This is a genomic window from Aureimonas sp. AU20, from assembly GCF_001442755.1.
Taxonomy (GTDB): domain Bacteria; phylum Pseudomonadota; class Alphaproteobacteria; order Rhizobiales; family Rhizobiaceae; genus Aureimonas.
The window spans coordinates 1369863-1383120 of the sequence record NZ_CP006367.1; the positions used below are offsets into that span (position 1 = coordinate 1369863).

At 67.7% G+C, this 13258-nt stretch carries 9 protein-coding genes; 5 read left to right on the top strand and 4 right to left on the bottom strand.

Features of this window, described 5'->3' with window-relative positions; genetic code table 11:
• The first annotated feature begins 89 nt into the window (after nucleotides 1-89).
• From M673_RS06075 to M673_RS06095, 5 genes are all read left to right on the top strand, one after another.
• A complete protein-coding gene (locus M673_RS06075) occupies nucleotides 90-2144 on the top strand; it encodes a GumC family protein (protein WP_061974485.1) in 2055 nt (684 codons plus the stop codon).
• 183 nt (nucleotides 2145-2327) lie between these two features.
• Nucleotides 2328-3593, top strand: a complete 1266-nt coding sequence (locus tag M673_RS06080; RefSeq protein ID WP_061974487.1) for an ABC transporter substrate-binding protein — start codon at nucleotides 2328-2330, stop codon at nucleotides 3591-3593.
• A gap of 151 nt (nucleotides 3594-3744) precedes the next feature.
• Nucleotides 3745-4743, top strand: coding sequence for a carbohydrate ABC transporter permease (locus M673_RS06085; RefSeq protein WP_061974489.1), 999 nt, complete (start codon nucleotides 3745-3747; stop codon nucleotides 4741-4743).
• A complete protein-coding gene (locus M673_RS06090; protein ID WP_061974491.1) occupies nucleotides 4740-5582 on the top strand; it encodes a carbohydrate ABC transporter permease in 843 nt (280 codons plus the stop codon). Before M673_RS06085 ends, M673_RS06090 begins: the two co-directional genes overlap by 4 nt.
• Nucleotides 5583-5616: 34 nt before the next feature.
• The gene (locus tag M673_RS06095) at nucleotides 5617-6723 is read left to right on the top strand and encodes an ABC transporter ATP-binding protein (protein WP_061974493.1); all 1107 of its coding nucleotides are present in this window, start codon (nucleotides 5617-5619) and stop codon (nucleotides 6721-6723) included.
• 30 nt (nucleotides 6724-6753) lie between these two features.
• Here the strand turns inward: M673_RS06095 and M673_RS06100 are convergent, their stop codons facing one another.
• The 4 genes from M673_RS06100 to zwf form a co-directional block, all read right to left on the bottom strand.
• The gene (locus tag M673_RS06100; RefSeq protein WP_061977692.1) at nucleotides 6754-8778 is read right to left on the bottom strand and encodes a polysaccharide biosynthesis protein; all 2025 of its coding nucleotides are present in this window, start codon (nucleotides 8776-8778) and stop codon (nucleotides 6754-6756) included.
• 282 nt (nucleotides 8779-9060) lie between these two features.
• On the bottom strand, nucleotides 9061-10878 hold the full coding sequence (edd, locus tag M673_RS06105; RefSeq protein ID WP_061974495.1) for a phosphogluconate dehydratase: 1818 nt from the start codon (nucleotides 10876-10878) through the stop codon (nucleotides 9061-9063).
• A 93-nt stretch (nucleotides 10879-10971) separates the two neighbouring features.
• Nucleotides 10972-11673 carry a 6-phosphogluconolactonase gene (gene pgl, locus M673_RS06110; RefSeq protein ID WP_061974497.1) on the bottom strand — a complete coding sequence of 234 codons (702 nt, stop codon included), beginning with the start codon at nucleotides 11671-11673 and terminating at the stop codon, nucleotides 10972-10974.
• Nucleotides 11674-11681: 8 nt separating this feature from the next.
• Nucleotides 11682-13160 (bottom strand): glucose-6-phosphate dehydrogenase, encoded by a 1479-nt coding sequence (gene zwf / locus M673_RS06115; RefSeq protein ID WP_061974499.1) that lies wholly within the window; start codon nucleotides 13158-13160, stop codon nucleotides 11682-11684.
• Between the last annotated feature and the right edge of the window lie 98 nt (nucleotides 13161-13258).

Below are 13258 nucleotides of genomic sequence, written 5' to 3' on the forward strand. Positions count from 1 at the left end.
CGAGGGGGCGAGAGAGGTGTTAACGATTTGTTTTCCATCTTCAGTGAAGTTTGATTGACCAAACTTCGAACCGAACGGGCACATCCCGGATGTTTCATTCCGACAGCAGCGCGGAGCGTGCCGACGGCTCCGAGACGAACTCCCGCCGGCAGGCGCAGGAGCGGGCGTCGCTGTTCGACCCCGCCGTGATCGCGGGCGGCATCTGGGACCGGCGCGGCCTTCTCGTGCTCACCACGCTTCTAGGCCTCGGTCTTGCCGGTGCCTACGCCTATTCCACACCCAAACGCTACACCGGCATCGCTCAGATCGTGCTCGACCCGCGCGATCTCAACATCGTGCAGAACGACGTCACCGTGGCGCCGACCGGCATGAGCACGGACGCGACGCTGGCGCTGGTAGAAAGCCAGATCGCGGTGATGACCTCCAACACGGTGCTAGAACAGGTCGTCTCCAAGGCGGGCCTCGCCGCCGACCCCGAGTTCAACGGCACCCGCACCAGCCTAATCTCCGGCGTCGGCAGCGTGCTTAGCGCGCTGTTCTCCTCCGACACCGGCGCCGTGGTGCGCGACCGTCAGCTTCTGACGATCTCCAACCTCGCCGAGCATGTGAAGGCGGCGCGCAACGCCAACAGCTTCGTCATCAACGTTTCGGTCACCTCGGAAGACGCGGAGAAGGCCCCGCGCCTCGCCAATCTCCTGACCGAAACCTTCATCGCCGAGCAGGGCCGCGCCCAATCCGAACTGGCGCGCCGCGCCACAACCGCCTTGTCCTCGCGCCTTGCCGAGCTGCGCCAGCGCGTCGTCAACGCGGAAGACGCGGTGGAAAGCTACAAGGCCGACAATCGGCTGGTGGGCGTCGGCGGCCGGCTGATCGACGACGACTACATCACCCGCGTCAACAGCCAACTGGCCGACGTGCGCGCCCAGATCACCGCGCTCGACGTGCGCGCCCAGTCTCTGCGCAAGGCCAGCGTCAACGACGTGGTGGAAGGCTCCTTTCCCGAGGGGCTGAACTCCGAAACGCTGCAGCGCCTGCGCCAGACCTATACGGACGCGAGCCAGAGCGCGGCGGTTCTCTCGACCCGCCTCGGCCCGCGCCATCCTCAGCGCATTGGCGCGGACGAGGCGGTGGCCACGGCCCGCCGGGCCATTCAGACCGAACTCGGCCGCATCGTCGCCTCCGCGCAGACCGAGCTCGCCCGCGCCCGCGAAACGGAAGCCGACCTGTCGCAACAGATCGACACGCTGCGCTCGCGCCAGATCGAGACCAGCGGCTCCTTCGTTCGCCTGCGCGAGCTGGAGCGCGAGGTCGACGCCTCGCGCGCGGTCTACGAGGCCTATCTCCTGCGCACCCGCCAGACGAGCGAGCAGGAAAGCCTGAACACGTCCAATGTCCGCGTGATCTCCGACGCGACCGTCCCGCTCCAGCCTTCCAGCCTGTCGCGCAAGGTCGTGGTGGGGGCGGGCGGCATTGCCGGCTTCGGCGCCGGCCTCGCGCTCGCGGCCCTCGCCACCATGGTCTCGGTGCTACGGGGAGGCGTGCCTTCGTCCCGCCGTGTGGCGCGGGACCGCTGGGACGACACGACTATCGAGGACGCGCCCCTGACGCCGGCCGAGCGGCTGCGCGCGGCCGACCGCGCGGCCCGGGCGGATGCCAAGGCCGAAGCGCCGGCTGAGGCCCCTGAACCGGACGCCGCGACCGCGGCGGTGCCTTCGTCCCACTGGTCCTTGCGCGGCTCGGCCAGCGAGCCGGCGGAGCGCTCGGCCATAGCCGCCGAGATTGAGACGCCCTCCGTCGCCGAAACCGCACAGTCGTTCGGCACGGCAAGCGAGCATGAAGAGCCCTTGCCGGATTGGGACGAGGCGGACGAAACGGCAGAGTTCGACGAGAACGATGGCGATCTCGACCGCCGCCGCGCCGAGTTGCGCGAGCGCATTCGCGCCATCGGCCTTCGTCGCTCCGGCGCGCGCCCCGTGCGCCAGATGGAAGCCGAAACGGACCCGGCACACGCGCCGGCCGAGCCTCAGCCCGATCCCGAGCCGGCGGAAAATCCGGCCTCGGCCGAGGCGGTGCGCGAGCGCATCAGCCTGACGCTCGCGGCCGCGCGGCAGCGGCGAAGCCTGCTGCTTCACCCCTCCGCCTGATACAATCTGAGCGCAATATCCCCGCCTATTTTCAACTGCGCGTTAAGAACACGCCGTGGGTCTCTTCCCCGGCGTGTTTGGCGTGCTAACTTTCGGAAAGAACAGGACCCGTCGGGGAGGCGGGCACAACAGGCAGGCCGGCCGATCCCGTTCGGAGGCCTCGCCGCGAGAGGGGAGGAACGAATGGCTTCTTTGGCTGCATGGGCCGGCGCGTTCGCGATGGGCGTTTCGCTTCTGGCGATTCCCGCGACGGCGGCCGACCTCACGATCGCGCTCGGCTCCGTCGGCAAGGACGTGGAGGAAATGCGCGGCCAGCTCGACGCGTTCCAGAAGGCCAGCGGCCACACCGTTCGCATCGTCACCATGCCGGCCTCGACCACAGATCAGTTCGGCCAGTACCGCCTCTGGCTGTCGGCCGGCAACAAGGATGTCGACGTCTACCGCACCGACGTCATCTGGGCGCCGCAGCTCGCCTCCGGCCTGATGGACCTCACCGATGCGATGAAGGACGTCGTGGGCCAGCATCTGCCGGCCGTGATCCAGTCGCAGACCGTGGACGGCAAGCTCGTCGCCATGCCGCTCTTCGGCGACGCGCCCGCGCTCTACTATCGCAAGGATCTCTTAGAGAAATACGGCCGCCAGCCGCCCAAGACCTGGAAGGAACTCGGCGAAACCGCCAAGGCCGTGCTCGACGGCGAGCGGGCGGCCGGCAACACGCAGTTGACCGGCTTCGTGTTCCAGGGCGCGGCCTACGAGGGGCTGACCTGCGACGCGCTGGAATGGGTCGCCTCCAATGGTGGCGGCCAGATCGTCTCGCCCGAGGGCGACATCACGGTCAACAATCTCAAGGCCGTGGCAGCGCTGGACCAGGCCAGGTCCTGGGTCGGCACGATCGCCCCGCAGGGCGTCCTCGGTTACATGGAAGAGGAATCGCGCGGGGTCTGGCAGACCGGCAACGCCGTCTTCATGCGCAACTGGCCCTATGCCTATCCGCTCAGCGAGGCGGCGGACTCGCCCGTCAAGGGCAAGTTCGATGCCGTTCCGCTGCCGGCGGGCGAGGGCGGAAGCTCGGCCGCCTGCCTCGGCGGATGGAACCTCGCCGTTTCCCAATATTCGCAACATCAGGAGGCGGCGATCGAGCTGGTGAAATTCCTCACCTCCGCCGAGTCGCAGAAGCAGCGCGCCCTGGGCACCGCCCGCCTGCCGACCATCCCGGCGCTCTACGACGATCCGGAGATCAAGGAGAAGCAGCCGCTCGTCGCCAAGTGGAAGACCGTGTTCGAGAACGCGACGCCGCGCCCTTCCGCGCCGACCAAGGCCAAGTACAACGAAGTGTCGCAGCAATTCTGGACGGCGGTGAACAAGACGCTGGCGGGCCAGGGCGATGCCGCCTCGAACCTTCAGGATCTGGAGCGCCAGCTGCGCCGCCTCAAGCGCAACGCTTGGTAGGCCTTTCGCCAGGGCTTGGGGGCGCCTGACGCTGCCGCCCTCGGGCGGAGCGGGAGCGGCGCCCCTAAGCCTCTCGTTCCCAGGCCTTTCGTCGGCGGGCCGCATTCTCGCCCGCCTCGACTGATCCTTGTCCTAGCGAGGCGCTTTCGCGATGACCGAAGCACACACAGGCGCACCCCCGACCGAGAAGGCCTTCGAGGCCGAAGCGGCCCCGGCCGGCCGCTCGGCCCTGTCCTCGCAGCGCCGACGCGCGGCTTGGCTCTTTCTGACGCCGATGCTGGTGGTGCTGGCGCTGGTTGCGGCCTGGCCGCTGCTCCAGACGATCCGCTTCTCGCTCACAGACGCGCGGCTCGGCGATCTTCAGGGCGCGAACTTCATCGGCTTTCGCAACTACTACGAATGGGTGGACTATGGCGGCGGGGAGGGCGAAGCCTTCGGCCTTCTGGTTGATCCCGTCTGGTGGCAGGCCGTGTGGAACACGGTCCGCTACACGCTGATTTCCGTGTCGATCGAGACGGTGCTCGGCCTCATCTTCGCGCTGGTGCTCAACGCCAATTTCCCCGGCCGCGCCTTCGTGCGCGCGGCGGTGCTCATCCCCTGGGCGATCCCGACCATCGTCTCGGCCAAGATGTGGGCTTGGATGATGAACGACCAGTTCGGCATTCTCAACGACATGCTGGTGAGCGTCGGCCTCATCTCCTCCCCCATCGCCTGGACCGCCTCGCCCGACACGGCGATGATCGCGGTCATCATCGTCGACGTCTGGAAGACGACGCCCTTCATGGCGCTGCTCATCCTCGCCGGCCTCCAGATGGTGCCGGGCGATGTCTACGAGGCGGCCAAGATCGACGGGGTGAACGCGGTGAAGGTCTTCTTCAAGGTGACGCTGCCCCTGATCCGGCCGGCGATCCTCGTCGCCGTCATCTTCCGGGCGCTGGACGCGCTGCGCGTCTTCGACCTCATCTACGTGCTGACGCCGAACAATTCGCAGACCAAGACCATGAGCGTCTACGCCCAGGAAAATCTCTTCCAGTTCGACAATTTCGCCCAAGGCTCGGCCGCCTCGACGCTACTCTTCCTCGTGATCGCGATGATCACGCTGCTCTACATCAAGACCGCCCGCCTCAATCTGGAAGGAAACCGGACATGAGCGCCCGTTCCCTCAAGGCCGTCGCCGGGCGCACCGGCTTCTACGCGCTGGTGGTGGCGATCGTCCTCTTCTCGGTCTTTCCATTCTACTACGCCATTCTGACCAGTCTGAAGACGGGCACCGATCTCTTCCGCATCGACTATCTCCCGCGCGCCGTCACGCTCATCAACTACGAGGGTGTCCTGTCGACGGCGACCTTCCTGCGAAACGTCCTGAACTCGCTGATCGTGGCCGTGTCGGTCGTCGTGATCTCGCTGTTCCTGGCGGTGACGGCGGCCTATGCGCTGTCGCGCGTGCCCTTCCGCGGGCGGGGGCTTCTGCTCCTGACCATCCTCGCCGTGTCGATGTTTCCGCAGATCGCGGTGCTCGCCGGTCTATTCGAGATGATCCGCGCGATGGGCCTCTACAACACGCTCTTCGCGCTGATCTTCGCCTACATGATCTTCACGCTGCCCTTCACCGTGTGGGTGCTGACCACCTTCATGCGCGATCTGCCGATCGAGATCGAGGAGGCGGCGATCGTCGATGGCGCCTCCCCCTTCACCATCGTTCGCCGCGTCTTCCTGCCGCTGATGTGGCCGGCGCTCGTCACCACGGGGCTTCTCGCCTTCATCGCCGCGTGGAACGAATTCCTCTTCGCGCTCACCTTCGTCTCCAACAACGACACGCGCACCGTGCCGGTCGCCATCGCGCTTCTGTCCGGCGCATCGGAGCAGGAAACGCCCTGGGGCACGATCATGGCGGCCTCGGTGGTGGTCACCGTTCCGCTGATCGTCCTGGTGCTGGTGTTCCAGCGCAAGATCATCTCCGGCCTCACGGCAGGCGGCGTGAAGGGATGAAGCCCCAAGCCTCGTTCTCGAAAGGAAACATCCCATGGCGGGAGTGAAGCTCACCAAGGTCAAGAAGCGCTACGGCGCGGTTGAGGTTCTGCACGGCATCGATCTCGACATCCGCCCGGGCGAGTTCGTGGTCTTCGTCGGCCCTTCGGGCTGCGGCAAGTCCACGCTCCTGCGCGTCATCGCGGGGCTGGAGGACATTTCCGCCGGCACGCTGGAGATCGACGGGCGCGTGGTCAACGAGGCGACGCCCAAGGAACGCGGCATCGCCATGGTGTTCCAGAGCTACGCCCTCTATCCGCATATGACGGTCTACGACAACATGGCCTTCGGCCTGACCTTGGAGAAGAACGGCTCCAAGGCCGAGATCGACAAGCGCGTGCGCGAGGCGGCGAAGATCCTGCAGATCGAGCCCTATCTCGACCGCCTGCCCAAGGCCCTGTCGGGCGGCCAGCGCCAGCGCGTGGCGATCGGCCGGGCGATCACGCGCAACCCGAAGGTCTTCCTGTTCGACGAGCCGCTGTCCAATCTCGACGCGGCCCTGCGCGTGCAGACCCGCATCGAGATCGCCCGCCTGCACGAGAAGATGCACGGCACGACCATGATCTACGTCACGCACGACCAGGTCGAGGCCATGACGCTGGCGGACCGGATCGTGGTGCTGAACAAGGGCCATGTGGAGCAGGTCGGCGCGCCGCTGGAGCTTTATGCCGATCCCGACAATCTCTTCGTCGCCCAGTTCATCGGCTCGCCGGCCATGAACATTCTGCCCGCCACGCTGGAGCCGACGGGCGACGCCATTCGCGCCCGCATCGGCACGGGCCAGTCCGTGGCCCTGCCGGGCCTCGCCGGATCGTCGCTTGGGGGCGGGAAGGGGCATCTGGGCGTGCGGCCCGAGGACTTGGCGCTGACCGACGAGGTGGACGCGCTGCTTTCGGGCACGGTGACGCTGGTCGAGCCGCTGGGCGAGGTAACGCTGGTTTATGTCGACGTGGGCGCGGCTGAGCCGATCGTCGCCAAGCTGCCGGGCGCGGTGCATCTCGATCGCGGAGCCACGATTCGCCTCAAGGCGGAGGCCGACAAGATCCGCCTGTTCGGGGAGGACGGACGCGCCGTTCGCACGGCGCGTCGCCTCGCGGCCTGAGAGCGCGAAAGAACTGGCCCAGGCGGCGCCTTAGGGCGCCGACGCCGTCTCGGTTTCGTCCGCCTGCCGTTCGACGGCTTTCGCCTCTTCGGCGTCCGTCGGAGCGGCAAGGCGCGGCACGCTTGCGCCCTCGATCAGCTTCGGCGCTTCGTCGCGCAGCGGCGTGAACTCCGGCACGATCGCCCGCAGCACGGCGATGGCCGCGTCCGCGTCGCCCGCCCGCACGGCCGCTTCCGCTTCCGCGAAGCGCCGACGCAGCAGGTCGAGATCGGAAACGCGCGATCGAGCGATCAGGAGCCCGGCGCGGCCGGTCTTCTCGCGCGTCTCGCCTTCGCCGAACAGCTCCTCGTAAAGCTTCTCGCCCTTGCGCAGGCCGGTGTAGCGGACGGCGATATCGACATGCGGGCGCAAGCCCGCGAGCTGGATCAGCCGTTCGGCCAGTTCCGCGATGCGGATCGGCTCGCCCATGTCGAGAACGAAAATCTGCCCTTCCGCCGCATGGGCGCCCAGGCCATGGCCGGCGGCGTGGAGGATCAGGCGCGAGGCTTCGGGGATCGTCATGAAGAAGCGGGTGATGTCGGGATGCGTCACGGTCAGCGGCCCGCCGCGCGCCAGCTGCGCCTGAAACAGCGGGATCACCGAGCCCGCCGAGCCCATCACGTTGCCGAAGCGAACCGTCATGAAACGCGTGCCCGAACCGGCAAGGTCCAGCGCCTGACAGTAGGCCTCGGCCGCGCGCTTGGTCGCGCCCATGACATTGGTCGGGTTCACCGCCTTGTCGGTGGAGACCATGACGAAGGCCGTCGCGCCGCAGCCGAGCGCGGCGTTCGCCACGTTGCGCGAGCCCAGGAGATTGGTCTCGATGCCTTCGAGAGGATTGTCCTCGACGATCGGCACATGCTTGAGCGCGGCGGCATGGAAGATCACGTCCGGCCGCCACTGGTTGAAGAGGCGGGCGATCCGGTCGGCCTGACGCACGTCGACGATGCGCTCCACCACCTCGACGCCGGGATGGCTGACCTCCATCCGCTTGCCGATCGCGTAGAGATTGAACTCGTTGGCATCCACCAAGATCATCCGCCCCGGCTCGAAGGCGGCGATCTGGTTGACGAGTTCGGAGCCGATCGACCCGCCGGCGCCGGTCACCGCGATGCAGCGGCCGCGAATGAGGCGGGCGACCTCGGCCGTGTCGAGCTCCACCTCGTTGCGGCCGAGAAGATCCTCCAGCGAGACGGGCAGAGCCTCGATCGGCTTGTCGGCGTCCACGCCGCCAGCGCGCGAAATGTCCGGCAGACGCTTCACCGCGATCTGGAAAGGCGCGGCCGATTCCACGACGCGCGACAGGTCGGCCGGCGAAATGTTGGTCTGGGTGACGATCAGCTGCGTGATCGGCGTCGCGCCATGCTCGGCCTGCTGGACGATCTCCGGCAGGTCCGCCAGTGCGCCGAGAACCCGCAGCCCGTGCAACTGGCGGCGGCGGTTCTTGGCGAGTGGATCGAGGAGGCCGACGATATGGGGGCTGTTGTGCGAGCGGCGCGCGTTGCGGATGAAGAGATCGGCATTGTCGGAAAAGCCGTAGAGCAGGATGTGCTGCGGGCGCTGGAGCACCGCGCCCGTCTCGAAAAAGCGCTCCGACAGGCCGCGCTCCTTGTAGAGGCGGTAGGCGAGGCGCGGGCCGCCAAGGCCGACGATCATGATGAACCAGGTCATGATGAAGGCCGAGCGCGGAAAATATTCGCCCCGGAACAGGATGAAATTGGCGATCAGGAAGACGACGTTCACCGCCGTCGCCGCCTTCACGATCGACACGACGTCGAGCAGCGAGGCGTAGCGCCAGGCGCCGCTGTTCAGCGAAAACAGGGGGAACATGGCGGCCGAGAGCGCGGTGAAGCCGCCGATCATCGCCCAAAGCTGCCAGGAATGGGTCAGCGCGTAGGAATCGAAAGCCAGCGCCAGCGATAGGCTGATCGCCAGCGCGGCGACCAAAACGTCATGCACGATGCCGAACGAGCGGAGCGAGCCGCGCGGAAGCTTGATGCGGGACGAACGCGACATGATGGCCAATCCTTCTTCGAAACGGGGCGAAGGGCCTCGTCTCGCCGACATCAGTTCAGCGGGGATCTGTTCCGCCTCGCTTCCGTCGATCGCTGCTTTCGCATCGGTTCGGGACCGCGCCGGTCGCCGTGCCGATGCCCGGTCGCCCGCGCGCGCCGCAAGGCGCGACCCGGACCTTCAGCGATCGGCCGCCCCGCGAAGGGTCGGCATCCCGCTGTCGCGTCCGGTCTAGCCGATCCCGCCGGAAAGGGGAAATCCGGCGGGCGTTGCAACTTGGCTTCGTCAGAAGACGCTGGCGCCCCGGTCGGCCGGGCCCACGGCGCGGCGGAACACGGCGAAGAGCTCACGCCCCAGGCCGAATTCGTTGGCCGAGAGATCGGCCTCGGCGAGGCTGCGCGCGTCGAGCTCGGCGGCGTCCACCAGAATTTCGAGCCGACCCGTCTCGCCATCGAGGCGGATCATGTCGCCGTCGCGGATCTTGCCGATGACACCGCCCTCGGCCGCCTCGGGCGTGACGTGGATGGCGGCCGGGATCTTGCCCGAAGCGCCGGACATGCGCCCGTCGGTGACGAGCGCCACCTTCTGCCCGCGATCCTGAAGGACGCCGAGCGAGGGCGTGAGCTTGTGAAGCTCGGGCATGCCGTTCGACTTCGGCCCCTGGAAGCGGACCACGGCGACGAAGTCCCCCGTCAGCTCGCCCGCCTTGAAGGCCCGTTGCAGGTCGTCCTGATCGTGGAACACGCGGGCCGGCGCCTCGACGATGCGGCGCTCCGGCTTCACGGCGGACACCTTGATGACCGCCTTGCCCATGTTGCCGTCCAGCATCTTCAAGCCACCATTGCTGGCGAAGGGCTGTTCGGGCGTGGTCAGGACCTTGGGGTCGCCGCTGAGTGCGGGGGCGGGCACGCGGAGCACGGACTGGCCGTCCTCGCCCAGACGCGCCTCGACCGAGTAACCCGAGAGCGGGGTGCCCCAGGCGGTGCGCACGTCGTCGTGCAGGAGGCCGTGCTGCAGAAGTTCGCGGATCAGGAAGCCCATGCCGCCCGCCGCCTGGAAATGGTTCACGTCGGCCGAGCCGTTGGGATAGACGCGGGCGAGAAGCGGGGTGAGGTCGGAGAGTTCCGAAATGTCCGTCCAGGTCAGCTGGATGCCGGCCGCCGCCGCGATCGCAACGAGATGCATCGTGTGATTGGTGGAGCCGCCCGTCGCATGAAGGCCGATGACGCCGTTCACCACGGCACGCTCGTCCACCACCAGCCCGGCCGGCGTGTACTCGTTGCCGAGCGCGGTGATCGACAGGGCGCGGCGCGTGGCCTCGCGGGTCAGCGCGTCGCGCAGCGGCGTGCCGGGGTTGACGAAGGAGGAGCCGGGTGTGTGCAGGCCCATGATCTCCATCAGCATCTGGTTGGAGTTGGCCGTGCCGTAGAAGGTGCAGGTGCCCGGCCCGTGATAGGACTTGGACTCGGCCTCCAGCAGCGCGTCGCGCCCGACCTTGCCCTCGGCATAGAGCTGGCGGATGCGCGTCTTCTCGTCGTTGGGCAGGCCCGTGGTCATGGGGCCGGCCGGAATGAACACGGCCGGCAGATGGCCGAAGGTCAGCGCCGCGATGGCGAGGCCCGGCACGATCTTGTCGCAGACGCCGAGATAGACGGCGGCGTCAAACATGTCATGGCTGAGGCCGACCGCCGTCGCCATGGCGATGACATCGCGCGAGAAGAGCGAGAGCTCCATGCCCGTCTGCCCCTGCGTGACGCCATCGCACATGGCCGGCACGCCGCCCGCGACCTGCGCCGTCGCGCCCATGTCGCGCGCCGTCTGGCGGATCATCTCGGGATAGGTCTCGAACGGCTGATGGGCCGAGAGCATGTCGTTGTAGGAGGTGATGATGCCGAGATTGAGCGTCTCGCCCCCGGTCAGGCGCGCCTTGTCGGTCGGCCCGCAGGCCGCGAAGCCATGGGCGAGATTGCCGCAATGGAGGCGGGTGCGGCGCGGGCCGGCCTCGCCCTTGGCCTGGATGCGGGCGAGGTAGGGCTCGCGCGTCGGCGCCGAACGCTCGCGGATGCGATCGGTGATCTCCTCGATGCGGGCAATGGCGGCCATGACGTCACCTCGTTGGCTTGGGGGTGGCGGGCTCTCGCCGCCCGCCCGGTCGTTCGGCCCGGCGCTTCGCGCGCGCCGGGCATCGGGAGTCTTTCAGGGTGCCCAGAAAACCTGAAGCGGTTCCTCGCGCGGCGCCCGCAGGACGGCGCGCACCGGCATGTCCTCCGCCGGGCCTTCGCCCAGCGCGCGCTCCAGAACCTCGCGCTTGTCCTCGCCCTCGATATGAAGCGCCAGGAAGCGCGCCTCCGCAAGACGCTTGAGCGTGAGCGTGACGCGCGGCTCGCCCGCGCCGGGCGCTTCCATCGCGATCACCGCTTCGGGATAGGCGGGGTCGATCGCGGTCGAAAGCCGGGAGCCGCCGGGGAAGAAGGAGGCCGTGTGGCCGTCGGTTCCCATGCCGAGGATCACCGCGTCGAACGGGTGCGGCAATCCGCCGAAGCGGGCGGAGAGTTCGCCCACGGCCTCCAGCGCGTCAAGCCCCTCGATATAGAAGGGCTCCAGATGCGCCTCGGCCGCGCGGCCGCGCAGAAGGTTCTCGCGCACCAGCCGGGCGTTGGAGCGCTCGGAAGTCTCGGGAACCCAGCGCTCGTCCACCAGGATCACCGTGACCTTCGCCCAGTCGATCTCGGCCTCAGACAGGTGGCGGAACAGGAGCTTGGGGGTCGAGCCGCCGGACACGGCGAGAACCGCCGAGCCCTGCGTGGCGACGCCGCCGGCCAGAACCGCCGCGATGCCGGCGGCGAGCGCTTCGGCCAGCGCCTCGCGGGTTTCGTAGTCGTGCCGCTTGATCGTCATCGCCGCTCTCAATCCGGCTCGTGCCAGGTGCGCCCGTCGCGCTCGATCAGCGCGATGGAGGAGGAGGGACCCCAGGTGCCGGACGTGTAGCCTTGCGGCTTCATGCCCCGGTTTTCCCAGGCCTTGAGAATGGGGTCGACCCATTCCCAGGCGGCCTGCACCTCGTCGCGGCGCATGAACAGGGTCTGGTTGCCCCGGATCACGTCCATCAGAAGGCGCTCGTAGGCGTCGGGATTGCGCACGTGGAAGGACTCGGCGAAGGTCATGTCGAGCGGCACGTGGCGCAGGCGCATGCCGCCCGGGCCGGGGTCCTTGATCATCAGCCACTGCTTCACGCCCTCGTCGGGCTGCAGGCGCATGACCAGCTGGTTCTGCTGGACGTGCCCGGCCGAGCCCTCGAAGATCGAGTGCGGAATGGGCCGGAAGGTGACGACGATCTCGCTCATGCGCTCCGACAGGCGCTTGCCCGTGCGGATGTAGAAGGGCACGCCCGACCAGCGCCAATTGTTGATCTCGGCCTTGATGGCGACGAAGGTCTCGGTGTCGCTCGTCGGCTCGCCGAGATCGTCGAGATAGCCCTTCACCGCGCCGCCGTTGGAGGCGCCCGCGCGATACTGGCCGCGCACGGTGACGTGCTCGATATTGCTGTCGTCGATGCGCTTGAGCGAGCGCAGGATCTTCAGCTTCTCGTCGCGCAGCGCGTCGGCGTCCATGGCCGAGGGCGGCTCCAGCGCCACGAGGCAGACGAGCTGGAGGATATGGTTCTGCACCATGTCGCGCAGCGCGCCGGCCGTGTTGTAGTAGCCCGCGCGCCCTTCCAGGCCGACGCTCTCGGCGACCGTGATCTGCACGTGGTCCACGAAGGCCGAGTTCCACAGCGGTTCGTAGAGCATGTTGGCAAAGCGCAGAGCCATGAGGTTCTGCACGGTTTCCTTGCCGAGATAGTGGTCGATGCGGAAGACTTGGTCTTCGCGGAAATGCTCGCCGATCAGCGCGTTCAGCTGCATGGCCGATTCGAGATCGCGCCCGACCGGCTTCTCCACCACGAGGCGGGTGCGGTCGTTGGCGAGCCCTTGCGTGTTGATGTGCGAGGCGATGTCGGCGAACAGCGAGGGGCTGACGGCCATGTAGAAGGCGCGGATGCGGTTGTCGCCCGCCTCGTCCAGAAGCGCCTTCAGTTCGGCCCAGCCGCCGTCGCCCTTTGCGTCCACCTGCCGGTAGTGCAGGCGCGCCAGAAAGCGCTCCATCGCGGTCGGGTGGCGGTCCTCGGCGGCGACGAAGGATTCCAGCGCCTTCTGCGCGAAGGCGCGATAGGCTTCGTCCGACAGGGCGGTGCGGGAGGCGCCGATGATGCGCGCGCCGGCGGGGATCTGGCCGTCGCGATCGCGATGATAAAGGGCGGGCAGCAGCTTGCGCTCCGCGAGATCGCCGTTTCCGCCGAAAACGATGTAATCGAAGATCTCTACGGGGATGATCTGGCTGGACACGAGGTCAACATCTCCTGATAGCGCCCCGCCGGTCGGGCCTGGGGCTGGCTATAATCTAATCGATTAAATATGGGAAGCCGACGCCTGCCCCACCCGGG

Excerpts from the sequence above, each read along its gene's own strand:
- M673_RS06075 (WP_061974485.1), top strand. The coding sequence starts at position 90 with ATGTTTCATTCCGACAGCAGCGCGGAGCGTGCCGACGGCTCCGAGACG.
- M673_RS06080 (WP_061974487.1), top strand. The coding sequence starts at position 2,328 with ATGGCTTCTTTGGCTGCATGGGCCGGCGCGTTCGCGATGGGCGTTTCG.
- M673_RS06085 (WP_061974489.1), top strand. The coding sequence starts at position 3,745 with ATGACCGAAGCACACACAGGCGCACCCCCGACCGAGAAGGCCTTCGAG.
- M673_RS06090 (WP_061974491.1), top strand. The coding sequence starts at position 4,740 with ATGAGCGCCCGTTCCCTCAAGGCCGTCGCCGGGCGCACCGGCTTCTAC.
- M673_RS06095 (WP_061974493.1), top strand. The coding sequence starts at position 5,617 with ATGGCGGGAGTGAAGCTCACCAAGGTCAAGAAGCGCTACGGCGCGGTT.
- M673_RS06100 (WP_061977692.1), bottom strand. The coding sequence starts at position 8,778 with ATGTCGCGTTCGTCCCGCATCAAGCTTCCGCGCGGCTCGCTCCGCTCG.
- edd (WP_061974495.1), bottom strand. The coding sequence starts at position 10,878 with ATGGCCGCCATTGCCCGCATCGAGGAGATCACCGATCGCATCCGCGAG.
- pgl (WP_061974497.1), bottom strand. The coding sequence starts at position 11,673 with ATGACGATCAAGCGGCACGACTACGAAACCCGCGAGGCGCTGGCCGAA.